Source organism: Oceanobacillus sp. M65 (assembly GCF_052246275.1).
GTDB classification, from domain to species: domain Bacteria; phylum Bacillota; class Bacilli; order Bacillales; family Amphibacillaceae; genus Oceanobacillus_B; species Oceanobacillus_B jordanicus.
In genome coordinates, this window is the sequence record NZ_JBQQCJ010000002.1 from 13,946 (window position 1) to 40,490 (window position 26,545).

The window sequence follows — 26,545 nt, forward strand, 5'->3', positions numbered from 1 at the left end:
CTTTGTTAATACATGGGTTGTTTTTATTTTGAGATCTACAATCCATATAAAACCTGTTAGAATGGTAATACACGACTTATGTATGAAATGAGTGATTAAACATGTGGGATCAATGGAAGAAAAAGATAAAAACCCTCTTTGTTGAAGAGGAAGAGCAAGAACAACCAGAATTAAAACAACAACACAAACAAACACAGGATCTGCAGGCAAAGATGATGTACCAATACCCGAAAAAACCAGCTTTTCGGTTTCCTGTTATCCCAGATCAGCATGCAGATAATACTGATCCTTCAACTCCTGGGGAACGACCAAGAGAAGTTCATGTAAAACCAAAACGAACAGTTAACAAAGAAGAAAAAGCCTTTCCAAGTTACGGTAATAAAATTTACAAGAAAGAAATAGATACACCATTTAAACGTACAGAGGTGCCATCCCCTATATATGGGTTCCAGCAACGGAAAAAGAATAGTCATATCGAGGATGTTCCAGCGTTCAAGCGGAAAGAGGAGAGACTTACAAACGAACTACCGATCCTGGATGAACGACAGGAAGTGGAGGATGTAACCAATACATCAAACCTTGTACATAAAGAGACCAGTGTTGAGAAAATGGCCGCTACTATCGAAGAGGCACAGCCTGTGGTTAACGAACAAAGGGAGGAACCAGTAAAAGAACCGGTAGAGCAATCCTTTGCAAAAATGCACACAGAGACCAATGAAGAGCCTCAGGTAGGAACAAAAGAATCTTCGTCATATGAGAGAGAAAAGAGTAGCAGAAGCAATAGTACTGGTTCTGGAAACAGGACATCCGGCCAAGGCCCATTCAATGTCATTATGACACCAAGGGACAAGAAACAATTGTTTGAGAAACAAAAACAGCAAGAAAAGCACGTGCAAACAAGCAGTTCGCATAATAATTCTTCTATTGTGACGAGACAAGCCGAAGAAGAGATTGTAGGAAACACAAAATCAATTCCAAATCATCTCCTAAATGATCCTGTTCAAAAGGATAATGCTGATCATTTGTGGATAGAAGAACAGCAAGAATTACTGGAACAGACGTTAAAGCACTTTAATGTCCGGGCGAAAGTGGTTAACGCAACACAAGGCCCTTCTGTAACACGATTTGAAGTCCAGCCTGAGCTAGGCGTAAAGGTTAGTAAGGTGAAGAATCTAAGTGATGACTTAAAATTAAATATGGCTGCAAAAGATATTCGAATCGAAGCACCAATTCCTGGTAAAAATACCATTGGAATTGAAATCCCGAACCCTAACCCGCAAATGGTTGGTTTACAGGGGATATTTGAGTCAGAAGCTTTTAAAGGCAGTCTCTCCCCTTTAACGATTGCACTAGGATTAAGTATTGAAGGACAACCATTAATCACTAACATTCAAAAAATGCCACACGGGCTGATTGCAGGTGCGACTGGTTCTGGTAAAAGTGTTTGTATTAACACCATCTTAATCAGTCTTTTGTATAAAGCTAGTCATGAGGATGTTAAGTTTCTACTCATTGACCCGAAAATGGTTGAACTCGCACCATATAACGGTATTCCTCATCTTGTATCTCCTGTTATTACAGATGTAAAAGCAGCTACTGCTGCTCTGAAATGGGCGGTTAGTGAAATGGAATCCCGGTATGAGCGATTTGTTCAAGAGGGGGTCCGAGACCTTGAACGGTTTAACCAAAAGATATTAAAACAAGGTAGACCATCCGAAAAAATGCCATATATTGTCATCGTTATTGATGAGCTGGCAGATCTAATGATGATGTCACCACAGGATGTGGAAGAAGCAATTAGCCGTATTGCACAAAAGGCAAGGGCTTGTGGAATCCACCTTCTTCTAGCGACACAACGACCTTCAGTAGATGTTATAACGGGTTTAATTAAAGCAAATATTCCCACCCGGATTGCATTCAGTGTATCCTCACAAGTAGATTCAAGGACCATTTTGGACACTGGAGGCGCTGATAAACTACTCGGTAAGGGAGATATGTTGTTTATCGAAAATGGAGCAGGTAAGAGTATCCGACTACAGGGGCCATTTGTTTCTGACGAAGAGATAGAGCGGGTTACGAACTATGCCAGAGGGATTGCTGAGCCGAATTATTTGTTTGAGCAAGAACAGTTGCTCGAACAGATAGCAACAGATGACGAAGAGGACGAATTAATGGATGACGCCATTGAATTTGTGTTGCATCAGAACAGTGCAAGCACTTCACTTCTGCAACGACATTTTAAAATTGGTTATAATCGTGCAGCCCGCTTAATAGATGCACTTGAAATGAAAGGAATTATTTCGGGGCAAAATGGGAGCAAGCCACGAGATGTTTTAGCAACGAAGGCACAAATAGAGGAATGGCAGCTGAACGATTAGCCTTGTTTCCCATATCTTTTTTCTATATGATAAGAGAAACAGATTATTAGATGTAAGGAGAAACAAATAATGAAGGAAATCTCACAAAAATTAGAAGGGAAAATCAACCGGTTAACGAATAAGACATTTAAATTCGATGAACGTATTAGAGAAGGTTGGTTTTCCGCAGTATATTTTTTAAAAACAAAGGAAATAGCAGAAAACAAATTACCTGATAATAGTGTTACCATGCAATTTTTTCAGAAAGAGAGTGCTGTTTTATGTGGCACAGATGAAGCAATCGCATTGCTACACACTTTTGCCAAAAATCCAGAAACTCTAGAAATCCATTCGCTTAAAGATGGCGACAAAATTAGTCCTTTCGAGTCTGTATTAACAGTGACTGGAGCCTATCAGCAGTTTGGTTTCTTAGAGGGGATAATTGATGGAATATTGGCAAGAAGAACATCTGTCGCTACAAATGTATACAATGTCGTAAAAGCAGGCAGAACCTCCGGAAAGCAAAAGCCCGTCATCTTTATGGGGGATAGGGATGATCACTATACACAGCAGGCTGGAGATGGCTATGCTGCATTCATTGGCGGATCAACTGCACAGGCTACACACGCTATGAATGAATGGTGGGGGAAAGCAGGAATGGGAACAATGCCTCATGCCATGATCCAGATGTTCCGCGGTGACCTTGTTGCAGCTTCAAGAGCCTATCATGAAATGTACCCTGATGATGACCTTGTAGCACTTGTTGATTACAATAATGATGTTATAACAGATTCCTTAAAAGTTGCACATGAATTCGGCAGGGATTTAAAAGGTGTACGCCTGGATACTTCGCGAACGCTCGTGGATAAGTACTTCTTAAGGAATCATCATGTAATGGGAACCTTTGACCCTCGTGGCGTAAACCCTGAACTTATTTTTGCACTTAGAAAGGCATTGGATGATGAAGGGTTTGATTACGTAAAAATAATGGTTAGCGGTGGATTCACCGAAGAACGAATTACCTCTTTTGAAAAAATCGGAGTGCCTGTTGATATGTATGGTGTTGGTGGTAGCTTACTTAAGATCAACATAGGGTTTACCGGTGATAACGTATTACTAAACGGTACACCTGAAGCAAAAGAAGGTAGGCGCTATCGACCGAATCCCCGGCTTGAGAAGGTAGACTTTCTAAAATTGTAAGCTCAAGCTAATGGCGGCAACAACTTATTATTTAAATCCTTCTCTCATTTTGCTATAATAATAAAATAGGTGTAAAAATTTATCAGCTAATAGTTAAATAATCCTTTTTACGCACAATTTGGAGGTTCTTTTTATGACAACTTACCATTTTATTGGTATAAAGGGGACGGGAATGAGTGCTCTAGCTCAGATTCTTCACGATTCAGGTGAAAGAGTACAGGGCTCCGATGTGGAAAAACACTTTTTTACACAGGAAGCATTGGAGGAAAAGAACATTCCGATTCTCCCTTTTTCAGAAACGAACATTAAAGAAAATTTCACGATAATTGCAGGCAACGCTTTTTCTGATGACCATTCAGAAATAAAAGAAGCAAAAAGACAAGGTCTAACATTTTACAGGTACCATGAATTTCTTGGAGAATGGCTAAAACAGTATACGAGTATCGCGGTCACGGGTGCACATGGCAAAACGTCGACTACAGGACTCCTGGCACATGTCTTAAATGAATCGTTCCCTATATCCTATCTAATAGGCGATGGAACGGGCAAGGGACATGTTGACAGCCGTTATTTTGTATTTGAAGCATGTGAATATCGCAGGCATTTTCTTAGTTATGAACCGGACTATGCAATTATGACAAACATTGATTTTGATCATCCGGATTATTTCACAAGCATTGATGATGTGTTTGAAGCATTTCAATCTATGGCAGATCAGGTAAAAAAAGGAATTATAGCCTGTGGGGATGACGAAGAGCTTCAGAAAATCCAAGCCAAGGTGCCGGTTGTTTATTACGGCTTCGCTGCTACTAATGATTTCCAAGCTCAGAATGTAGTGGAAAATGAAGCAGGAACAACTTTTGATGTATTTGTGCGAAACACGTATTATGATACATTTACTATTCCAATGTACGGCAATCATAATGTCTTAAATGCGCTTTCTGTTATCGCGATTTGTCATTATGAAGAGGTTAAGGCAGAGGATATTAAAAAGATGGCGACATTCGAAGGTGTTAAACGCAGGTTTACGGAGAAAACGGTAGCCAATCAGGTGTTAATTGATGATTATGCCCATCATCCAAAAGAAATTACTGCAACGATTGACTCAGCAAGAAAGAAATATCCAAATAAAGAGGTTGTCGCTATTTTTCAACCTCATACATTTACGAGAACGAAAACATTTCTTGATGAATTTGCAGAAAGTCTTTCATTGGCCGATCACGTCTATTTATGTGACATATTTGGATCAGCCAGAGAAGAGGCGGGTAAGTTGACAGTGAATGACTTGCAACAGCGGATCGATGGAAGTGAAGTGTTACAGCTTGACCATACAGATGTTTTAATGGAGTATGATGATGCTGTGCTTGTTTTCATGGGTGCAGGAGACATTCAAAAATTTCAAGAGGCTTATGAAGAAAAGAAAAACGTACGAAACTAAACAAGTAGAAAAGAATCTGTTATCAGGTTCTTTTTTGCTTTTGGGAAAATTGCTCACCGTAATGTTTTATTCCTAGGGACACATGTTAGCCCTACCACAAACCGAAATGGTGTGGTGCAACCGCGATGTAAACGGCATTCATCGCTTTTGCAAATAATATTTAAAGGGATTTTTACATATATGTCGAATTAATAATAATAGAGGTAGTTTCACGAGCATGTTTAGTTCTTTTGTGTTAGGGTATTTATAAAAAAGGATTATTGTTGGTATAATTAATACGTATAAATTATACTTAAATGGCTTAATGGTTTGTCCTTTTTCATGCAAACAATGTCTAGTAGCCATACTATTGACAACAGAAGGAGTGATACTACAAAATGGAAATAATGCTTTATATTGCTGCATTGATTGTTGCGGTAGCGTTTGCAGTACTTGTTGTGTACGCAATTATGACCTTGAAAGCAACAAAACAAACAATGGACAATGTTAAAGACTCACTGGATGGTTTGAACACTCAAATGAAGGGAATAACGGATGAGACCACCCAGCTTTTAACGAAAACAAACAGACTTGCTGATGATGTACAACAGAAGTCTTCGAAACTTAATGGTGTATTTGATGGAGCGAAGGGATTAGGAGAGACAGTGAGAGATTTTAATAACTCTTTAAAACAGCTGTCTGGCAGTATATCTCGCACAGCAAATCAAAATCCTGAGAAAGCAACACAGGCAGTTAAGTGGGCCTCAACCCTAATGGAAGTATGGAAAAAGAAAAGTAAATAATAATAGTAAACATACAAGGAGGATATCGCATGGCTGAAAATAACAACATAAATACAAAAGATTTTATTATTGGTACACTGATTGGAAGTATGGTGGGTGCAGCAGCGGCATTATTGCTTGCTCCTAAATCTGGTAAAGAATTAAGAAGTGATATTAACCAGGGAGCAGGGCAAGTAAAAGACCGTGCCAATGAATGGAAAGACACTGCCCAAGAGAAAAGTGTTGACTGGAAGGATAAAGCGTATACTACTGGTGCTGAACTTAGACAAAAAGCAATGGACACAACTTCTCAGTTATCCAAAAGCGCGTCAACAAAAACGAAAGAAATGACCAGCACAGTAAAGTCAAAGCTAAATCGAAAAAAATCTAAAGAAGATCAGGCACAACAGGCAGCTAATGATGTGGCCGAAGCAATAGAAGAGGCTACAGAAGAGTTAGAAGCAGCTAAGAACCAAGGATAGTCATCATATTTTGTAAATTGAGTAATATTTAAAAGTGAAATAATAATAAGTATGCCGAGCATTTATTCAAACCTTTTCGTTTGAATGATCGCTCGGCATTTTTTATGACACCTAAGATATAAGGTAAACCATTACCAGGTAATCCGAAGCTGGTCACCATGTTGAATCTCTGCGTCAAAGGAAGCTGGCATATCATTTATATATAGTTTGAAATCCCCACTTACTTTACTAATATCTATATCAATGTACCGAAAGATATCTTGAAAAATAAAGGGCTCAATTTCTTTAGCTTTCATGCTTAAGTAGTCCAGATTATTCAATTCAGTTTCTGGCCGAACTGTCTCTCCATCTCGTTTTATGGAATAACAAGACTGTTCTAATTCAATGTACTGCCCATTAAAGTAAACGGCGGTGGTGTTTACAGCCTTTTTACCTAGCACAGTAAATAAATCAGATACAAGCGGGGTGCTAGCAGGTTCTATCGTCAGTTGATCGTTGTTATGAAGCACCTTGTCATCATTTGCTTGATTATTGTTAACAAAAATTCTAGTTTCTCCTATAGGGAGCTTTACTTCCTCGTCATTTACATAAACCGAGAAAGAATTGATCTGAAGTGATCCCTCTTTGTCAACATATGGCAAGAAATCTTTTACAGTTGTTTCATTTTCAAAGACAATGTTGTCTCGATCTTTAACAACATAGGCTTTAACTTGTTTCTTTCCGTTTACGAAATAATTGGCATAACGTTTAATAGGTTGATTATTAAAATAGATTACTTTGGATGGAAGATCACCAATAAGCTCTTCTAAAGTAATTAGAGCAGGGGAGCCATCCTCGCCTTTCTCTACCTCTACATTATCGTTATTCAGTATGGATTGTTCCACCGTAGTCTTAATGCCGTTCACAGACAGTTGTGGTGCCTGACCAAATTGCCCTGGTATTGTGATTTCCTTTCCATTCACGGTCACCATTACAGCGGATCCCGGGCGACCATACATTTTTTGAATATCTAGACCAGCCTGAATGAGGGCATCTCCAACGGTTAGTTGTTTCATTTCAAACATACGAACCTTTTGCTTATTTACATTAACAGTAACATAATGAACTGGATTTTGTTTTGCGGCAATTGCGATACCAATAGGTGTCACAAAATCGGGGCCTTTTGGTAAAGCCTCTGATGACACTAAGTTTTGAATCGCGTCAATTCCTCTAACTGCTACGCGGTTCTCTGGTAATCTTAGTTTATCCGCTAGAATTTTTGTGATCTCAGGTGTTAAACTACCACCACCTACCAACATGACGGCTTTCGGAGGATTCGCGTTTAAAAGAAGGATTTCTTCAGCTACCTTAGAAGCAAGGTACTCTACTTTAGAGCGTATTTCTCCTACTAATGCATCATAGGTAATGGTTGTTTCGAATCCGAGAATATCAGCAACCATGGCTTCTCCATCATTGACAATATCTCGTTTTGTCTGTTCAGCCAAAGGAAAGTCAAGGAGATATGCATCACTAATGGCTTCTGTAATTTCATCTCCTGCCACTGGAACCATTCCGTAGGCAGCAACTGTGCCCGCATTTGTGATGGCGATATCACTAGTTCCAGCCCCAATATCAACTAAGGCTACATTAAGCCTTCTCATTGACTCAGGAACAAGGACGTGGATAGCCGCTATTGGCTCTAAGGTAAGAGCGTCCATTTCAAGTGCTGCTCGTCCTAAGGCAGCCAACAGAGATTCCACTACGATCTTAGGGAGAAAGGTGGCAATAATTTCTACAGAAGCTTTCTCCCCACTCTGATCAATCAGAGATCCAATTCTTTCCTCATCAATTTGATAGTGTAAAATCGAGTAGCCAACACAATAATAATTATGATAATCTTCTGTTTGCTCCTCTTGAGCAAGCTTGATTTGGGCAGCTTGTACGGCACTTAACTCTAAGTGCTTGATTGTTTCCTCTTCTACAATTGGCTGTTGATTCAGCTCGATCGTAGAGGTTGCCTGAGTTGTTTTCAATGCTCTCCCGGCTGCAGCCACACAAACCTTATGTAAGCTTCCGTGTGTGTGTTCAAGCTTTTCTTTAACCTCACGAATAATATCCGATACGGCTACCACATTATGTATTTGACCATCTCGCATTGATCTTTCTGTATGTTCCTTTGTATAATAATCTATCACCTTAAATTTCGTTTCTTCTTTTTCTAAGATAATCCCTGTTACGGAGCGTGTTCCGATGTCTAAAGCAAAAATACGATCGTCCATCATAAAATAACCCTTTCCCTCATAATCTGACTCTATTATAAACTTTTAGAAACTTTTTATCGACAAAGAAATAGATATTAGCTATAATTGTCTCTAATTATTAAAAAACTGCAATCACAAGGGGAGTAGTAATATGAATGAAATGGATCAATTAAGAGAGCAAATGGACAGTGTGAATCTAGAAATCTTAAAGCTTATTAATCAGAGAGCAGAGATTGTACAACAAATCGGTCAAATTAAGGCAAAGCAAAGTATGAACCGATTTGATCCAGTACGGGAAAGAGATATGCTGAATCAGATTACTAGCAAGAATGATGGACCATTTCAAAAAAGTACAATTGAACATATCTTTAAGGAAATATTTAAGGCGAGCCTTGAATTGCAGGAAGATGACCATAGTAAAGCATTACTAGTCTCAAGGAAGAAAAAGCCTGAGGATACAGTCATTGAAATTAATGGAGCAACTATTGGGGACGGAAACACCCACTATGTGATGGGGCCATGTGCTGTAGAAAGCTATGATCAGGTAGATCAGGTTGCAGAGGCTGTTAAAAACAAAGGCATAAAGCTATTAAGAGGTGGCGCATTTAAACCACGTACATCTCCATACGATTTTCAGGGCCTTGGTATAGAAGGTTTACAAATCTTAAGAAAAGCTGCAGATAAGCATGGCTTAGCTGTTGTAAGTGAAATTGTAAATCCTGCACACCTTGAAGAAGCACTTGAATACTTAGATGTGGTTCAAATTGGAGCTCGAAACATGCAAAACTTTGAACTATTAAAAGCAGCTGGTGACATAAATAAACCAGTTTTATTAAAACGAGGCTTGTCTGCTACGATTTCGGAATTCATTAATGCAGCAGAATATATTATCTCCCGAGGAAATGGAAATATAATTCTATGTGAGCGTGGAATTCGAACATATGAAAAAGCTACACGAAATACACTTGATATCTCAGCAGTTCCTATACTGAAGCAGGAAACACACTTACCAGTAATGGTAGATGTGACCCATTCCACAGGGAGAAGAGACATCTTGTTACCTACAGCAAAGGCTGCAATCGCAATTGGGGCTGATGGTGTGATGGCAGAAGTTCATCCAGATCCTGCTGTGGCTTTATCTGATTCTGCCCAACAGATGGATATACCGATGTTTAATTCCTTTATGGATGATATTATAGATGTAGCAAATAAATTTAATCGATAATATAACAAATCCTTATGAATGTCGATTTAAAGGCTGAGCCATCACTTTGATGATTCAGCCTTTAAATTTTTTGTAATTTTTATCATTGTGGAGTATGATAAAAAAATATAGGTTGTTTAGTTAAATAGGAGGTAAAGGAAATTGAATATTACAATATACGATGTAGCGAGAGAAGCTAATGTCTCCATGGCAACAGTATCTCGCGTAGTAAACGGAAATCCGAATGTGAAACCTACCACAAGGAAAAAAGTGCTTGCGACAATAGAACGTCTTGGCTACCGACCAAACGCTGTAGCAAGAGGGCTAGCAAGTAAAAAAACGACTACTGTCGGGGCCATTATCCCCGATATTTCAAGTATCTTCTTTGCGGAGCTGGCTAGAGGAATAGAAGATATTGCCACCATGTATAAATATAATATTATTTTGAGTAATTCCGACCAAAATAAAGACAAGGAATTAGGCTTAATTAATACCATGCTAGAGAAGCAGGTAGACGGAATTATTTTCATGGGTGGAGATATTTCGGAAGAGCATGTGCAACAATTTAAAACATCTTCTGTACCAGTAGTATTGGCTGCTACCTATGATGAAAACGACGAAATACCTTCCGTTAACATTAATTATGAAGAAGCGGCTTATGAAGCGACTAAATACTTGCTTGAACGGGACAGCCTACCAGCTTTTGTTTCTGGCCAAGAAGATTCACATATTAATCTTCTTAAATACAATGGCTACAAAAAGGCATTGAAAGAAGCTTCTGTTGAGTTAGATGAAACACTTGTTGTAAAAGGGGATTATTCCTATGACTCAGGTATTGATGCAGTTAACCAACTGCTTGAGCTGGACAAGAAGCCGACCTCTATTTTTGTAGCCTCTGATGAAATGGCGCTTGGGGTCATCCATGGTGCGCAAGATAAAGGGTACAGTGTGCCAGAAGATATTGAAGTCTTTGGCTTTGATAATACAAGACTATCTACTATGGTGAGACCAACATTATCTACAATCGTTCAGCCGATGTATGATATCGGGGCTGTTGCAATGCGTCTCTTAACGAAATTTATGAACAAAGAAGAAGTAGATGATAAAAAAGTTGTGTTGCCACACCGAGTTGAAAAAAGAAACTCAACAAAGTAAAAAAGATGCCGATATAAAGAATAGAGAGAATCTTCATTCCCTTATTCCATAGTGACTTTGAGGAGAGAGAATATGAGAAAACGCGATATATTAACTCCTATCGGCATCACGTTAGGTTTTATCATGATCATGCTTGCCATAATGTCAAAAGGTGGTACAAGCGGCGCTACATTATTCTTGGATGTTTCATCCATCTTTATTGTAATCGGAGGTTTAGTTGCTTCCATGCTGATAAATTTTAAAATGGAGGAAATTAAACTCACTAGAAAGATTATTAGTGAGGCTTTTCACAAGAATGATCAGCGTCTTCCTGAGCTAATAGCGTTGTTTATCCGATTATCTGAGAGGGCTCGTCGTGAAGGCATACTTGCATTGGAAAATGAATTGGAAGATGTAGATGAGCCTTTTATAAAAAAAGGGGTCTTACTTGCAGTTGATGGGATGGAACCAGAAGTGATCAGCGATATTATGAATGCGGAAATCACGGCAACAGAGGACAGGCATTATAAAGGAAGAAATCTAATAGAAAAGGCTGGGGAATATGCTCCGGCTTGGGGAATGATTGGTACATTAGTAGGGCTTGTACTGATGCTTAATAATTTACAGGACCCGGCCAGCCTCGGGCCTAGTATGGCAGTAGCTCTTCTAACAACTTTATATGGTACGGTCCTAGCGAATCTTGTATTCGTCCCCATGGCAAATAAATTAGAGAGCAAAACAGAAGAAGAAGTATTTATTAAACAGGTTATCATCGAAGGAGTTATGGGCGTTCAGTCTGGACAAAACCCACGCATTCTTGAAGAGAAACTATCTGCTTTTCTTTCCAGTGAGATTAAAAACCAACAGACATCGGTTGAAGATGAAGGTTTTGTAGGAGAGAGAGTTAATGAAGCGTAGGAATATAAGGCGGAACAAAAACAAGGGTGCACCGAAATGGATGGTTACATATTCGGATATGGTGACCTTAATCCTCGTATTTTTTATCCTGTTGTTTTCCATGTCACAAATTGATTCGGTGAAATTTGAAGCAATCTCAGAATCATTTAAAAATCGAATGATTTTTGATTTCTACCCATCCCCAGTTCCGATGGAAAATCCAACTGAGCATACAAGGGATGAGGAAAGTGGTAAGAATTCGAATGAATTTGAGAATCCAACACAGCTGGAGAACAAACAAGATGATGACGATACAACACAGGATTCCTTGGACAACCTTATGGAAAATGTTGATCAATACTTAGATGAAAACGAGTTAAATAATGTTATTTCAGCTACCCGTACGGATCAAGGGGTCGTACTGGTGTTGCAAGAAAGTATATTGTTTGATTCAGGTGCAGCGGAAATACTGGCAAGCGGAAAACCTTTTCTATCAAAAATTGCTTCCATGTTAGACAGTTTGCCAAATAATGTTAAAGTGGAAGGGCATACGGATGATAGGCCAATAGACAGCTTTAGGTATCCTTCCAATTGGGAACTGTCAGGAGCTAGAGCAAGCAGTGTCATACGTTATATGATAGAAGAAAATAAGTTCGATGAATCACGTTTTTCTTCAGTAGGGTATGGAGATACTAGACCACTAGTTGAAAATACTTCGGAAGAAAACTGGGCAAAAAACCGACGTGTAGAGATTGTTATATTAGAAGAAAGCCAGGGAGATGATGAGTAAACGCCATCTCGCTGGCTTTTTGTTAGGAAGGAAATTAGGTCACATAATTTTTTTTGTGTATTTTAACATGCTTTGTAATAGCTTCTCATTTTTTTCTGTTATTTCTGCTCTTCGGGGTATGGAGACAATCTCTTTTTCATCTTGCCAATACGCTGGAAGGGAAGTAGGAGCTTCTTTTTCCCACTGCTTCAACCAGGTAGGAGGGATCTTTCCTGTAAGGACGTGGCCATCATGCATAATGTTCCAGAGTTGTCCCCATGCCCTCGGGACAACTCGCCAAATATCATACCCACCGCCACCTAGTGCAATCCATTTGCCACCACAGTATTCGTGCGCGATTTCATGCGCAATTTTGGGGATATACTCAAAACTTCTCATCGTACTACATAAATGAGTTAGTGGATCATAGCAATGCGCATCTGCCCCGTTCTGTGTGATAATAATATCAGGCTTGAAAAAACCAGCAACTTCTTTGATAGCGCTGTCATAAACGGAAATAAATGAATCGTCCTCTGTAAATGCATCTAGTGGTAAATTAAAGGTATATCCATGACCTTGTTTGAGTCCACGCTCATTTACATTTCCGGTCCCCGGGAAAAGGTATCTACCTGTTTCATGGATAGATAGGGTGCAGACATTCGGGTCATCATAGAAGGCCCATTGTACACCGTCTCCGTGGTGCGCATCCGTATCCACATATAACACCTTTAAATCATACTTTTCCCTGAGGTATTTTATTGCCACTGCTCCATCATTATAAATACAGAAACCAGCTGCTTTTCGTTTAAATCCATGATGAAGCCCACCTCCCAAGTGGAGTGCATGCATAGTCTGCTCTTCCATAACAGCATCGACCGCTGTCAGTGTACCGCCTACTACATAACTTGCAGCCTCATGCATATTCGGAAATATAGGTGTATCTTCCGTGCCCAGTCCAAATTGTGTAGCCTCACTGTCTGTTAACTGGGACTTACTCGCCTTTTTAATAGCTTGAATGTAAGCTACATCATGGAAAAGTGCGAGTTCGTCCTCTGTTGCTATCCGAGGAGCTAGCACTGCCTCTGCAGATAATTGACCTGTTGCCTCTAATAGCTCCTTTGTAAGCAATACACGTTTTTGGTTAAACGGATGATCTTTATTAAAGTGATAGTTTAACGTATTTTCTGAGAAGACGAACGCTGCGGAACATTTCATCGTTTTGGCCCCGGAATATTATTTGGCCACATTAGATCATACCCCGCATCTCTTAAATCCTGAATAATAGGGAGAGGATTCATCGTCTGGATCCGGAAAACAAGTATTTTGTAGGCGGGATCATCTTTATACGGATACACTAATACAGAAACAATATTTACTTTCCTTTTACCAAATATAGATGTAATTTCAGGAAGGATTCCTGGCCTATGTGGCACTCTTACTTCAATATGAGAGGAAGGCACATTCGTACCGGTAAGCTGAATCAATGTCTGAAGCATATCCTTTTCTGTGACAATGCCAACAAGCCTGTTATCCTTTCTCACAACAGGGAGGCAAGCAAATTCTTCATCATAAAAGATTCGAGCTATTTCTTCTACAAAATCAAGCGGATGAACGGTAACGACGGGACTACTCATAATGGTGTGAAGCTCATTTTTTAATTCTTCTGCCACTGTGTTATTTTTAAATATAGACGGAGAAGCATCGCGGATATCCCTGTCAGAGATAATTCCTATTACATCTTTATTCTTCTCTACAATTGGGATATGTCGAATACGATTTAGTTGTAAGATGTGCAATGCTTTTTCAATCGTATCTGTTGGTGACAAAGTAATCACGTCTCGATTCATAATTTCTTCTACTAGCATTTAAAGCCCCTCCCTCATATTGCGGTATTGATATCGCTGTAAGAAGCGCAGCTTATCAAAAGTCGTGACGGAATCATCAGTGACTTCTTTGCCGATTCTAACCATTAAGCAATTTGCTGGGTGTGAAATGATTTCTGGATCATCGGTTGGAGCGGGGAGGAGGCCACCAGTAGCCATCATCTTTTCCATCACTTTCCGGTAGTCCCAAATGCTTAGTTTCGTTCCATCCAAATCCCAGTGCCAATAATACTCAGTCGAAATAATAATATAATTCTCCATATAGTCATCCATCATGGAGACTTGCAATAAACCTGAGGCTAATTTGGCTCCCCGATAGGAGGGAACTACTTCAATTGCGCCAAGTTCCATAAGTTCTTCCATCTTGAACTCGGACCAGCGTTCCAGCGGATCAGGGTGCAAATAAGTCACATAACCAATTATTGTATCTTCGGTTCGGGCAACTATAATTCTTCCTTCAGGGAAATCGGCTATACTGCGTAGTGCTTCAAATTGTTTTGGAGCGGGTCTGAATGCAGTCAGGTGTTCATGAAAATGGAAGTTTCCAAGTTCTTCACTGGACAGGGGACCTTCAATTGTTATACTGTCTCCATTATTACTTTCACGGCATAATGCATGATAAGTTTTTGTATGTTCCAACTTTTTCACCACCTAATCTGTAAAACTAATACGCTTACATTCATTATACTAGATTACCGAACATTTATCCCGCCTCAACTGGCAGTAAAACCCCCACTTCAAGAATTTGGGAAGCAATTAAGCTCTAAATGGGGGATCAACTGCCAGTAAAGGTCCGATTCGTTCAACTAACATTTAGTGGGGAAGGTAGGGAAACCCCACCAAATGAAGTTTCACTTTATTTAGTAATAAATGTGAAAAGGGTGAAACTTATCCTTTTTCAAAGTGTTAGGACGCTGGGAAAAAGATCTATGGATAATCCCTCTTGTGATCTTCATTCACAATTATGTGTATTTCTCTACATAAAAAAGTCGAGCGAACTCAAAACTCACCATAGAGTTTCAAAAGATCGCTCGACTTGTTCGTTTGGTAGGAAACTATAGCCCAAGATATCACGAATAAGACGCGTTATTGTTCGTCCTCGCTATCATCTTGGTTACTTTCCTCATCCTTGACTGCTTTCTTCATCTTGATTATTTTCTTCTTCTTCTTCTTGATCGTTATTGCTTTCTTCTTGTTGTTTATCTTCTTTTTCGTTTTCGTTATTTTCATCTGCTGTTTCTTTCTCATTATCGGTTTCCTTGTTTGAGTCAGGTGTTTCGGGCTCTGGCTCAGACGTATTACCAACCATTATTTCTTTTGAGGCAGAGGATTCTCTACCGAAATAGTCAACAGCTTTTACGTGATAGATAGCATTATTGTTTCCGATGGTATAACTTGTTTCGGTCGTACTTCCTACAAGGCTAAATTTACCACCAGCCTTCGTAGCGCGATATACTCTATATCCTACCACGTCATTGCTGCCCGATTTCTTCCAAGTTAATTTGCTTCCAGATTTGTTTAAAGATGTCGGAGCGGAAGGGTCTTTTCCATCATCCTCAATGGCATCTCCTACTTCTGCTCCAGCTCCAGGTACACCAATCCTTTGCCACTTTTCTGTTTCGGTTCTAGGATACAATTGTGTAAGGTCCGGTAGCTTATCATACCCGTTTCGTTTAAGAAACTCAGGGCTAAACATAAGACCATCTCCTGTTACAAACTCATCAGGAGTATTAGCACCTGCAACTACTGCCTTACCATTCACGATAACAGAGCTTCCGCTCACTAAGCTGTCATCAGTTTCAGTTGGTACATATTTCGCATTAAATAAATCTGATTTTACTAGACCAGCTTTCTCGCATAATTCAGAAGGAAGCATCCCTGAAATCGCACAATAGCTTCGTTGGACAATACCGTCCGGACGTTTGAACGTTTCACTTGGTGTCACTAGCTCTGGATTAATTGCGGCAGCACTATTGATCAGCTCAGCCCATAATTTAAGGTTACGGTGACTATAATTTGTGCTCGCATTATTAATAGGACGGTTGTCATCATATCCAATCCATGTCCCGAAGGTAACGTTTGGATTTGTTGCAACGAACCAGGCATCATGATAATTATTTGATGTACCGGTTTTACCTGCCCAGTCTACACTGCCATTTGATAGCTGCGGTCTCAGGTAACCAGCTGTTCCAGAACTAATAACATCTCGCATCATATCAATCGTTAAATACGTTGTTTGCGGACTGAAAACTTCTACTGGCTCTGCTTTATGTTCATAGACAACATCGCCGTCTTGATTTGTTATCTTTTCAATCATATACGCGTCAGCGAATTTCCCGTTATTACCAAAGGTAGTAAATGCATTAATATTTTCTTCGAGGGTTAGTTCTGCTACACCTATTGATAGGGAAGCAATACCATACAGATCTTCGCTTATTGAAGTAATACCCATTTTCTCAAGGTACTTTTCTGCAGGATTAATATTCATAATACGAGAATAAATATCAGCAGCAGGCACATTATACGAGTTCTGCAGAGCAGTACGAGCAGAGACGATTCCATGATAACCACCACCATAGTTTCCTGGTTTGCCAGATGGCCAGCCAGGAATTTGCTTTCTTACGTCAGCGACAGGGGTGCCTGGTTGAACTTTTCCTTCTTCCATGGCGGGGGCATAATCTAATAATGGTTTCATCGTACTACCATTTGAACGAACAACATTGTCGGAAATATAATTAATATTGTTATTTTCGTCATATCCTCGGCCACCGACAAAGCTAATGATTCTACCGGTACTGTTTTCAATGAGCATTCCACCAGTTTGGACTCTTTGCTCTACTTCTTCTGTTTCGCCAGTTTCACTATTGGTCTCTGTAACGGTCACAGTTGGACCATAGTTATCATAGTTTGTCGCAACTTCTTGAAAAGCTTCATATATGTCCTTATCAATGGTTGTATGGATATTGTAGCCGTTTTTCCGTAAGTCTCTTTCAGCCTTCACTTCATAGTCTTCCTTTAGAGCACTATCCTTCTCGAGATCCTCTTTCGAGTAACCATCTTTCTCGGCTAGTTGATACATAATAACTTCTGTGGCCTTTTTTTCTACTTCAAAAGTTAAGTACGGATATTTCTCCACAGGGGAAGGGGAAGCTTCTTTAAAATCAGCCACAATATCATAATTGATGCTTTCATCATATTCTGCTTGTGTTATGTAGCTGGATTCGAGCATCCGGTTAAGCACTGTTTTCATTCGGTTAATTCCCCGCTGTAAACCGTCCTCGTCTTTTAGATCTCCTCCGTTAAGAAAAGGGGTGTAAGCGGATGGACTTTGTGGGAGCCCCGCAAGGTATGCAGCTTGTGCAATATTGACGTCTTTTGCATCCACACCAAATATTCCTTGTGCCGCTGTTTGTACACCGGCAATGTTGTTTCCAGAAGCGTCTCTGCCATAAGGGACAATATTTAAATATGCTTCAAGAATTTCATCCTTTTCAAAGAAGCGTTCCAGTCGCAAAGCAAGTAATATTTCTTTTGCTTTTCTTTCAAACGACACTTCATTGGTTAGGATTTGGTTTTTAATCAATTGTTGTGTAAGGGTACTACCACCTGTTTTTACTTCGGAATTTGTTACTTCCTGTAAAACTGCGCGCAGAATAGCCTTTGGCACAACTCCATGATGTTCTTCAAAGTTCTCATCTTCTGTTGCAATTACTGCATCCAGTAAGACTGGTGAGATGTTTTCTAGGGTGACCTCTTCCCGGTGTAAGTCAGACTGGACGTCGCCAAAATATTTGTCATCAGCAAAGTACAGCTTAGACGTTTCCTCATAGTTGTAAATGTCCTGTTGCATCGTTTCATAGGAGAGAACTGGCTCATCTTTTACCAAAGAGGCAAAATATCCAGCCCCTACGCCACCAGCAAAAAACATGCCAATGAAGCCAATTATTAAGAAAAACAGTAATACATTCCATCCTATGTCATAGGAAATCCGAGAGGAACGTTGAACCTTTCCAGATTTCCAGATTGATTTTAGCTTTTCCATATATTGATGAAACCGTTGTTTCCAATTCATCGCAAAACCTCCTAAAATACCTTTCTTATTATAGCATAATAATAGAATGGGGAGGAAAGATTTTCGGTTCGGTAATTGCTTTTTTAAATCAAATATGGTATAGATAAATACTATAAGATAATTTGTGTTGAAGGAACGAAGTAGTCGAGTAAATCCCTATTCTAGAGAACCGGCGGGTGGTGAAAGCCGGGATATATTTACTGACGAATTACATTCCGGAGCAATTTCGATCGTTTTGAGCGTTCGGAACGGTGGCAACATCGTTAACAATCCGAAGTGGCAGATTTTTAATTTGCAACAAGGGTGGTACCGCGTGTTAAACTCGTCCCTTTTTATAGGGGAGGGGTTTTTTTATTTTCCGCGCTAGAAAGTAATGACAAGGAAGTTAAAATTTTGAAGTCCCAAGTATAAGAAAAACATGCACATTCGTTTTTAGGATGAGCGAAGGCGAGTTTTTCTAATCTAGATAAAAAAATGGAGTGTGAAGAGAATGGATATTTTACAGGACCTTGAAACAAGGGGACTAATACATCAGACAACGGATCGTGAGGCACTTGAAAAGCAATTGCAAGAAAAACAGGTAACATTGTACTGTGGGTTTGATCCGACAGCAGATAGTCTGCATATAGGACATTTGCTACCAATTACAATGCTAAAACGTTTCCAAAAAGCAGGACATCGCCCGATTGCCCTTGTTGGTGGGGGGACAGGAATGATTGGTGACCCAAGCGGAAGAACAAGTGAACGCTCTCTTAACGAGAGTGAGGTCGTTAAAGGGTATAGTGAAAAAATTAAGCAACAAATTGCCGGATTACTTGATTTCGATAAGGGCGAAAATCCAGTCGTCGCTAGAAACAACCATGACTGGCTTTCAAGCATGACAGTAATTGATTTTCTTCGTGATGCTGGGAAGCATTTTGGGATCAATTATATGCTCGCAAAGGAATCCGTTTCTGCACGTATCGAACAAGGCATCACATTTACAGAGTTTAGTTATATGATCTTGCAATCCCTTGACTTTCTAAAGCTTTACGAACAGGAAAATTGTACACTACAAATCGGTGGTAGTGATCAGTGGGGGAATATTACCGCTGGTATGGAGCTAATTCGTAGGTCAAGAGAAAACCAGGAAGAGGAAATAAAAGTATTCGGCTTAACTGTACCACTTATCACAAAAGCCGATGGTACCAAGTTCGGGAAAACTGCTGGTGGAGCAATTTGGCTAGATCCAGAGAAAACTTCTCCTTATGAGTTTTACCAGTTCTGGTTAAATACAGACGACAGGGATGTTATCAAATTCCTTCGTTACTTTACTTTCATTTCAGAACAAGAGATGGAGCAGTTGGAAAAAGAAGTTAGTGATCAACCGGAAAAAAGAGAAGCCCAGAAACGTTTAGCTGAAGAAATGACAGTTATCGTTCATAGTCAAGAAGCATTGGAACAGGCAAAGAAAATTTCTGCATCTTTATTCAGTGGTGATCTAAAAGACCTCTCTGGTGCTGAAATTAAGCAGGGATTCAAGGATGTTCCAACACATGAGCGTGCAAAAGAAGAAGTTGGGCTAATAGACTTATTGGTTGAAGCAAAAATCTCTTCTTCTAAAAGACAAGCGAGAGAAGATATCCAAAATGGTGCCATTTATGTGAATGGAGAAAGAGTGCAAGACTTGCAACATACTATTGGCCAAGATGATCGAATCGAAGATGAATTTACCATTATTCGAAGAGGGAAGAAGAAATACACGTTGATTCGTTATGCCTCTTAATGAGTAGAACTTAAAAGACGGGAGTTGCTGTTGGATGCAACTCCCGTCTTTTACTAAAGTTTAATAGAAATAAAAAAACCTGAAATACTTGTTAACAAGCATTTCAGGTTTTTCTTTAAGAAACGATTAACGAGAGTAGAATTCAACGATAAGTGCTTCGTTGATTTCAGCTGGAAGTTCAGAACGCTCAGGGTAGCGAGTGTACGTACCTTCCATTTTGTCAGTGTCAATTGTTACATATTCAGGTACGAAGTTGTTTACTTCCACAGCCTCTTTAACGATATCGAGGTTTTTGGATTTTTCACGTAAACCAACTACTTGACCTGGTTTTAGACGGTATGATGGAATATCAACGCGTCCGCCATCTACAGTAACGTGACCATGGTTTACAAGCTGACGAGCTTGTCTGCGAGTACGGGCAAGACCCATGCGATAAACGATGTTATCTAGACGAGAATCAAGAAGGATCATGAAGTTTTCACCATGAATACCTTTCATTTTCCCAGCTTTATCAAACAAGGTACGGAATTGACGTTCGTTCAATCCATACATGAAGCGAAGTTTTTGCTTCTCTTGTAATTGTAAGCCATATTCAGAGACTTTTCTGCGTTGGTTTGGTCCATGTTGACCAGGAGCGTAAGGACGTTTATCTAGTTCCTTACCAGTTCCAGTTAATGAAATGCCAAGACGACGTGATTTTTTCCATACTGATCCAGTAAAACGAGCCATAAGACATTTCCTCCTTTTTATTTTATTTGCATAAAATAAGCGAGCGTGTTCCTATACGTTGTCCATTATGTTTTCATGTACCATCGCTCCAGCAGCTAAGAGTTACGCGATACACCTCATTCAAGTGATGAGGAACAAAATGGTTTCAAGCGTCCGGTTCACATAGGCTACTTTATTATTTTACACAAGGAATAGTATATAATTTCTTAGCTTATAAGTCAACCTTTATTGAGAAAACGAATTTAACGGGTAATATAATAGGAAATTAGGACTAGTTCGTTTATAATGATAACTAGTCAATTAGAGCACAATTCGTTTCGACATTAAGATAATAGGTGATAACTATGAAAAACACAGAATTGCTTATGGATAAGCTACGGAGTTTATACTTTGAATTGGCATCAACCCCCCTTGAGCAAAGTGACGCGAATACGCTATGTCGTGTTGCTGAGTGTATATGTAAAGTTCTCCCTGTTTCCTATTCAGGATTTTATTTGTTTAATGAATGGCAGAGAGAATATGAACTTTGTATATCAGATAGTCTTATCAGGGAAGTTCCTTTAAAAGAACATAGATTGTCAGAGAATGTCATGATGGGGGAGGAAGTTAACCATCAAATAATTCTAGAAAAGCAGGTCACCTTACTACATATTTTACCGGAAGAAGGGCCCAAAGCCATATTATGTATTGAACAGGAATTCCCAACTCCAGTAGAAGAGTTGGCAATTTTGAAGACGGAAACGGAGAAGTTAATTTCCCTCTTACAATTAGATGGAAGAAGGATGAGAAGGAATCATGCGTATTTATTTGAATTGACTTCCCAGCTGCTGTCTCTCACCACTCAAAAAAAGATATTAAGTGAAATTGTTCAAGGCCTTCGTAAACTATACCCGGAACTAGCATATAATCTTTTGCTCTCACAGGATACCGAGTTAGAAGCAGAACTTCCTGTCAAAACGATAGAATATAGTGATGATGTGATAAAACGTGTAAGTACTTTGGCCTTTATTTCAGGGGAAATTCAAATAGAAGAGCAATTAGATAAAACAGGCTGTTTCTTATATGCACCATTGGTAGGGAAACAAGGTGTATACGGAGTTCTACAGGTGATTAGTGATAAAGGAATGTATATTCCCGAAAAGGAAATAAACTTTATATCCCAGATTGCTAGTACTGCCGGCAAGGCCATCGAAAACGTCACGCTTTATGAAAAATCAAATCACCTTGTCTCTGATTTAAAGTTAATTAATGAAGCTACACACAAGTTGAACTCGAATCTTGAAATGAAAGAGATCATCAATCTTGTCAGAGACCAAGTAATGGATGTTTGTCATGCCTCAGAGGTCGGTTTTATTTATTACAACGGGGATAATGAAGAAAGGTTCGATGTCCTAACTGGAAGTACAGCGTTTTTTAATACGAATCCTGGAAGAAGATTTGCTGAGTATTTGAAAGACCATACAGATTGTAAGGGGGAGCCATTGCTTAAAGGGGATTTTGATAGAATAGATCGATTTCCATACCGGTCTATTATTGCTATTCCGATGAGCCATTCTGACACAGTTCATGGTATTATTGGGATCTTGCACGAACAACCATATTTCTTTTCATTTAATACATTTAAATTAATACAGTCACTCATACAGCATTCAACCTTAGCGCTGACAAATACAGTACTTAAAGATAAGTTGAAAAAGGCTGTTAAAACAGATTTTTTAACAAAACTCTATTCACGAAACTATTTAGAAGAAGAGATAATCGCTCATATGGCGACAGGTGAAATGGGAACATTAATTCTATTCGATATTGATGACTTCAAATCAATTAATGACACGTATGGGCATCATATTGGCGATAAGGTGTTGATACAGGTAGCGGACCTTGTTAAGTCAATTGTAAACAATCGTGATCTTGCAGCTAGGTGGGGAGGAGAAGAACTCGCTGTCTATGCACCTACTATCACTATTAACGAAGGTGTGCAAATAGCTGGATTAATTCGAAGTCAAGTCGAAAAGCATACAAATCCGTCTGTAACCCTTTCTTGTGGTGTGTCCTCATGGGAACATACGGTTACAGATACAGTCAGTGAACTCTTTATCAGAGCAGACAAGGCTCTGTATGAAGCCAAAAACAATGGCAAAAATAGTGTTGTTAGATACGTGAAATAAGTCTTAGATTACTAAAAGCCCGACGGTTACTCGGAATTCTTCTCTAGAATACGAGTTTCATCGGGCTTTTTATATCTTAAAGAATATCTATTTAACTTTATACCGGAGCAACCGTCCGTAAGACTCCTACTTCAATACATGAGGTGAAACTGTAAGTTTTTAGTGGGAGTAAACGGACGTTAACATCCCGATTCGTTCAACTAACAATCAATGGGGGAAGAATGAAAACTCCCACTGATTGAAGTTTCACTTCATCCGGCTAAATGCTTTTCAAGTACATGGACAAACTGTTCTAAGTAAGTTTGATCCACTTCGTCAAAACGGTCTGAATTCGGGCTGTCTATATCAAGTACTCCATAAATTGTCTCGTTAAGGATAATCGGTACAACGATTTCCGAGTTTGTCGCCCCGTCGCAAGCAATGTGTCCAGGGAATGCATGAACATCCGCAATGCGTTGAGTTGCTTTTTCTTTAATAGCTGTGCCACATACTCCTTTGCCGTAGCCAATCCGGATACATGCTGGTAATCCTTGGAAGGGCCCTAATACAAGTTCATCTTCTTTCCAAACGTAAAACCCTACCCAATTTACGTCAGTGAGAAACTGATTTAATAAAGCAGACGCATTCGCAAGTAAGGCGGTATGATCATGCTCGCCTTCACTGAGTGCATCTACTTGCTTCACTAATAATTGATAGTCCTTTTCTTTTTGGCCTGAGTATGCTGTTGATTGAAACATATATGCACACTCCTTTCATTGTAATGTATGGTAAGTTTGCTAATTCGACATCGTTAATTTTTTTGTCGAGCAAAAAATGCAGGATTACCCGTCTCTTTGTCGTAAAAGACAAGTAAGGAGTTGAATAGGATGAAACCAAACACATCAAAACAAAAAGTGATTGACGCAGCCTCGTCCCTGTTCTTTCAAAAGGGTTTTCATGGTACCTCGGTACGTGATATTGCAGAGCGTGCTTCTGTTAACGTGTCGCTCATCAGCTATTATTTTAAAGGAAAGCAAGGTCTTTTAGAATACGCTGTTTCGTATTATTATGAAGCATACTTGAAAGCGATAGAAGAAACTTTGCTCGAAACAGAACAGCTTTCTGCACTTGATCAATTGAAAGAGTTAATTTCAACTATTATACATTATAAACAAATGCATCATCAATTCTCCTGTTTTATTCATCGAGAACTGTCGTTGGATTCCGTGTTTGTTAGGGAAATGGCGGTAACATACTTGGCTAAAGAAAACTTCTATGTAAGCAAGGCGTTTGAAGCGGTTATTCGCGTTAATAAAAAGACAGACCCTGAGGAACGCAGTTTTTTACTCATGCAGTTTAAAGGAATGCTGACAACACCATATATATTGCATAATGAATGGAAAAATCAGGTGGTTGGACAATACTCCCACAGGCAATTTGCTGAAAAATACGTGAAGAGTATCCATCACTGGATTGATTTCGCTGCAAAAGAGCCTGCTGATAAGACTGCATCCTCTTAAAACGCAACTTTTCATACAATATGTTCATGAAAAATAAAGCATTATATGTCGAAGCTGCAAATTATTTGTATTTTTTTAGCCAAAAACACTACGAACATGGTATTATAAGTACTATCATATTAAATAACGGTTTTTATGTTCTTCAAGAGGCTCTTCAACGTTTCATCCTCTTAAATAGGAATATAGTTAGGAGGCAATTTATGGCATACTTCATAGGAATTGTACTAGTTATCATTACATTAATTATTATCGGTCTTATTCTCAGAAAACGTGTATACGATGTCGTGGATCGTTACGAGGCTTGGAAAATGGACATTATGGGTCGGAACATTGCCTCACAGTTGGGAAGGATTAAGACATTAAATTTATCCGGAGAAACGCAGGATAAGTTTGAATCCTGGAAGGAACGCTGGGAGCATATCTTAACGAAAGAACTTCCTGATATTGAAGAGCATTTATTTGATGCAGAAGAGGCAGCGGACAAATACCGTTTTTCTAAAGCTAAAAAGACATTAAATAATGTAGAAGAGATTTTGCAAACAATCGAAGCTAACATAGAGAAGCTACTTGCAGAAGTAGACATGCTGTTAGAGTCGGAAGAGCAAAGCCGAAAAGAAATGGACACTTTAAATCCTAAAATAAAAGCAATGAAAAAAGCACTTTCCCAAAACCGCTATCAATATGGAAAAGCCGAGCGATATTTCGATAATCAACTAGATACACTACAGGAAAAGACTTTGGTGTATGAGCAATCGACAGAGGCCGGCGATTATATGGAGGCTAAACAGGTTGTCGATGAACTAACTATCGAAATTCATGAGCTTGAGGAGCAATTTGACGCATTTCCTTTCTATTATAAGAAATGCAAACATGAGCTGCCAGCACAGTTAGATCAATTATTTTCCGGTCTTAAAGAGATGAAGGATGAAGGGTATCATGTCGAGCATTTGGCATTTGAAAAAGAGATACGTACATATCAAGAACGTCTAGCAAGTACAGTTGAAGCCATGGAAAAAGGCGAGACAAAAGAAGTAGAAGCAACTATGGAAGAAATGGAAGAACGTATAAAGGAAATGTACGAGCTACTGGAAAAAGAAGCACTTGCCAAGAGCTACCTCGACACACAGGTGCCAAGCTATCAGCAGGCTGTAGCAGATATGAACCAAGCTTTTCTAGACACGAAATCTGAAGTAGAGCAATTAAAGAAAGCCTATTACTTTGAAGATGGTGATATGGAACGTTATATGGCTTTAGAAAAGTCGATTGGGAAATTAACGGTTGAACTGGAAGAACTATCAGAAAAACTTACAAATGATAAAGCTTCGCATTCGGAACTTAGAAATCTGGTAGAAGATGGATATATCCAATTGGAGGAAATGAAAGAAAATCATGAAGCCTTCAAGGTACGGATCCGAAATCTTCGTAAAGACGAGTTGGAAGCAAAAGAGAAGTTGACGGAAATGCGCAATCAATTGTATGATATACAACGTAAATTAAAGAAGAGCAATGTACCTGGCATTCCGACCTTTATATGGAATTCCATGGAAACAGCGTCTGAGAAAAATAATCGCGTTATTAAAACACTCGAAAAGCAGCCATTGGATATGGCCGAAGTACAAAAGGCGTTAAGCGATGCTGCAACTGCCGTTGAGCAAGTAGCAGAGCAAACAGATATGATGCTTGAACAAGCGTATTTGACAGAACAGGTTATTCAATATGCTAATCGGTACCGCAGTCAATATCCATTACTTGCTGCAAAGTTAGCTGAATCAGAGCGCTTATTCCGTGCCTACGAATATGAGCTTTCATTAGAGCAAGCAGCCAAAGCAATTGAAGAAATTGAGCCAGGTGCTTTAAAGCGTATAGAGGAATATCAATTGACTGCAAATTAAGCGTAATATAGGTAGCTTAAATAAATATTCATTAAAAAGAAAAGGATATTATAGA

General features: G+C 39.2%; 20 protein-coding genes and 1 other annotated feature. Of the genes, 13 read left to right on the forward strand and 7 right to left on the reverse strand.

What is annotated here, in order from left to right; genetic code table 11:
* Positions 1-101 precede the first annotated feature (101 nt).
* The 5 genes from ACTWPF_RS07630 (at position 102) to ACTWPF_RS07650 (ending at position 6,238) form a co-directional block, all read left to right on the forward strand.
* On the forward strand, positions 102-2,378 hold the full coding sequence (locus ACTWPF_RS07630) for a DNA translocase FtsK (RefSeq protein WP_443148884.1): 2,277 nt from the start codon (positions 102-104) through the stop codon (positions 2,376-2,378).
* Positions 2,379-2,447: 69 nt separating this feature from the next.
* Positions 2,448-3,557 (forward strand): nicotinate phosphoribosyltransferase, encoded by a 1,110-nt coding sequence (locus ACTWPF_RS07635; protein ID WP_106897187.1) that lies wholly within the window; start codon positions 2,448-2,450, stop codon positions 3,555-3,557.
* Between the two features lie 133 nt (positions 3,558-3,690).
* Positions 3,691-4,995, forward strand: coding sequence for a UDP-N-acetylmuramate--L-alanine ligase (gene murC, locus ACTWPF_RS07640; protein WP_443148885.1), 1,305 nt, complete (start codon positions 3,691-3,693; stop codon positions 4,993-4,995).
* Between the two features lie 377 nt (positions 4,996-5,372).
* Complete coding sequence (locus ACTWPF_RS07645; RefSeq protein ID WP_106897185.1) at positions 5,373-5,777, forward strand: DUF948 domain-containing protein; 405 nt, start codon at positions 5,373-5,375, stop codon at positions 5,775-5,777.
* A gap of 29 nt (positions 5,778-5,806) precedes the next feature.
* Entirely contained in the window at positions 5,807-6,238 is a 432-nt protein-coding gene (locus ACTWPF_RS07650) for a YtxH domain-containing protein (protein WP_036572047.1), read from the forward strand.
* Between the two features lie 131 nt (positions 6,239-6,369).
* Here the strand turns inward: ACTWPF_RS07650 and ACTWPF_RS07655 are convergent, their stop codons facing one another.
* Positions 6,370-8,496, reverse strand: a complete 2,127-nt coding sequence (locus ACTWPF_RS07655; RefSeq protein WP_443148886.1) for a cell division protein FtsA — start codon at positions 8,494-8,496, stop codon at positions 6,370-6,372.
* Positions 8,497-8,629: 133 nt separating this feature from the next.
* Between ACTWPF_RS07655 and ACTWPF_RS07660 the strand changes: the two genes are divergently transcribed.
* The 4 genes from ACTWPF_RS07660 (at position 8,630) to motS (ending at position 12,503) form a co-directional block, all read left to right on the forward strand.
* Positions 8,630-9,703 carry a bifunctional 3-deoxy-7-phosphoheptulonate synthase/chorismate mutase gene (locus ACTWPF_RS07660; RefSeq protein ID WP_106897184.1) on the forward strand — a complete coding sequence of 358 codons (1,074 nt, stop codon included), beginning with the start codon at positions 8,630-8,632 and terminating at the stop codon, positions 9,701-9,703.
* Positions 9,704-9,844: 141 nt separating this feature from the next.
* The gene (gene ccpA / locus ACTWPF_RS07665; protein ID WP_106897183.1) at positions 9,845-10,837 is read left to right on the forward strand and encodes a catabolite control protein A; all 993 of its coding nucleotides are present in this window, start codon (positions 9,845-9,847) and stop codon (positions 10,835-10,837) included.
* A 72-nt stretch (positions 10,838-10,909) separates the two neighbouring features.
* Positions 10,910-11,734: a flagellar motor protein MotP gene (gene motP / locus ACTWPF_RS07670; RefSeq protein ID WP_036572054.1), complete on the forward strand. Its 825-nt coding sequence runs from the start codon at positions 10,910-10,912 to the stop codon at positions 11,732-11,734.
* Positions 11,724-12,503 (forward strand): flagellar motor protein MotS, encoded by a 780-nt coding sequence (gene motS, locus ACTWPF_RS07675; RefSeq protein WP_161464755.1) that lies wholly within the window; start codon positions 11,724-11,726, stop codon positions 12,501-12,503. The genes motP and motS overlap by 11 nt, the downstream gene beginning before the upstream one ends.
* A 39-nt stretch (positions 12,504-12,542) precedes the next feature.
* On the opposite strand, the gene ACTWPF_RS07680 is transcribed toward motS, so the two are convergent.
* From ACTWPF_RS07680 to ACTWPF_RS07695, 4 genes are all read right to left on the reverse strand, one after another.
* Entirely contained in the window at positions 12,543-13,697 is a 1,155-nt protein-coding gene (locus tag ACTWPF_RS07680; protein WP_443148887.1) for an acetoin utilization protein AcuC, read from the reverse strand.
* Complete coding sequence (locus tag ACTWPF_RS07685; protein ID WP_443148888.1) at positions 13,694-14,347, reverse strand: acetoin utilization AcuB family protein; 654 nt, start codon at positions 14,345-14,347, stop codon at positions 13,694-13,696. The genes ACTWPF_RS07680 and ACTWPF_RS07685 overlap by 4 nt, the downstream gene beginning before the upstream one ends.
* On the reverse strand, positions 14,348-15,004 hold the full coding sequence (locus tag ACTWPF_RS07690; RefSeq protein WP_238020565.1) for a GNAT family N-acetyltransferase: 657 nt from the start codon (positions 15,002-15,004) through the stop codon (positions 14,348-14,350). It abuts the gene before it with no gap.
* 484 nt (positions 15,005-15,488) lie between these two features.
* Entirely contained in the window at positions 15,489-18,437 is a 2,949-nt protein-coding gene (locus ACTWPF_RS07695; RefSeq protein ID WP_443148889.1) for a transglycosylase domain-containing protein, read from the reverse strand.
* A gap of 118 nt (positions 18,438-18,555) precedes the next feature.
* Positions 18,556-18,770, forward strand: a binding site (T-box leader).
* Between the two features lie 157 nt (positions 18,771-18,927).
* On the opposite strand from ACTWPF_RS07695, the gene tyrS reads away from it, so the two are divergent.
* Positions 18,928-20,202: a tyrosine--tRNA ligase gene (gene tyrS, locus ACTWPF_RS07700; RefSeq protein ID WP_106897177.1), complete on the forward strand. Its 1,275-nt coding sequence runs from the start codon at positions 18,928-18,930 to the stop codon at positions 20,200-20,202.
* Positions 20,203-20,328: 126 nt separating this feature from the next.
* On the opposite strand, the gene rpsD is transcribed toward tyrS, so the two are convergent.
* Positions 20,329-20,931 (reverse strand): 30S ribosomal protein S4, encoded by a 603-nt coding sequence (gene rpsD, locus ACTWPF_RS07705; protein WP_036572064.1) that lies wholly within the window; start codon positions 20,929-20,931, stop codon positions 20,329-20,331.
* 344 nt (positions 20,932-21,275) lie between these two features.
* Between rpsD and ACTWPF_RS07710 the strand changes: the two genes are divergently transcribed.
* Positions 21,276-23,099 (forward strand): sensor domain-containing diguanylate cyclase, encoded by a 1,824-nt coding sequence (locus tag ACTWPF_RS07710; RefSeq protein ID WP_443148890.1) that lies wholly within the window; start codon positions 21,276-21,278, stop codon positions 23,097-23,099.
* A gap of 251 nt (positions 23,100-23,350) precedes the next feature.
* On the opposite strand, the gene ACTWPF_RS07715 is transcribed toward ACTWPF_RS07710, so the two are convergent.
* A complete protein-coding gene (locus tag ACTWPF_RS07715; protein ID WP_106897175.1) occupies positions 23,351-23,836 on the reverse strand; it encodes a GAF domain-containing protein in 486 nt (161 codons plus the stop codon).
* Positions 23,837-23,965: 129 nt separating this feature from the next.
* Between ACTWPF_RS07715 and refZ the strand changes: the two genes are divergently transcribed.
* A complete protein-coding gene (gene refZ, locus ACTWPF_RS07720) occupies positions 23,966-24,598 on the forward strand; it encodes a forespore capture DNA-binding protein RefZ (protein ID WP_036572068.1) in 633 nt (210 codons plus the stop codon).
* Between the two features lie 200 nt (positions 24,599-24,798).
* Positions 24,799-26,490 (forward strand): septation ring formation regulator EzrA, encoded by a 1,692-nt coding sequence (gene ezrA / locus ACTWPF_RS07725; RefSeq protein WP_106897174.1) that lies wholly within the window; start codon positions 24,799-24,801, stop codon positions 26,488-26,490.
* Positions 26,491-26,545: the final 55 nt, after the last annotated feature.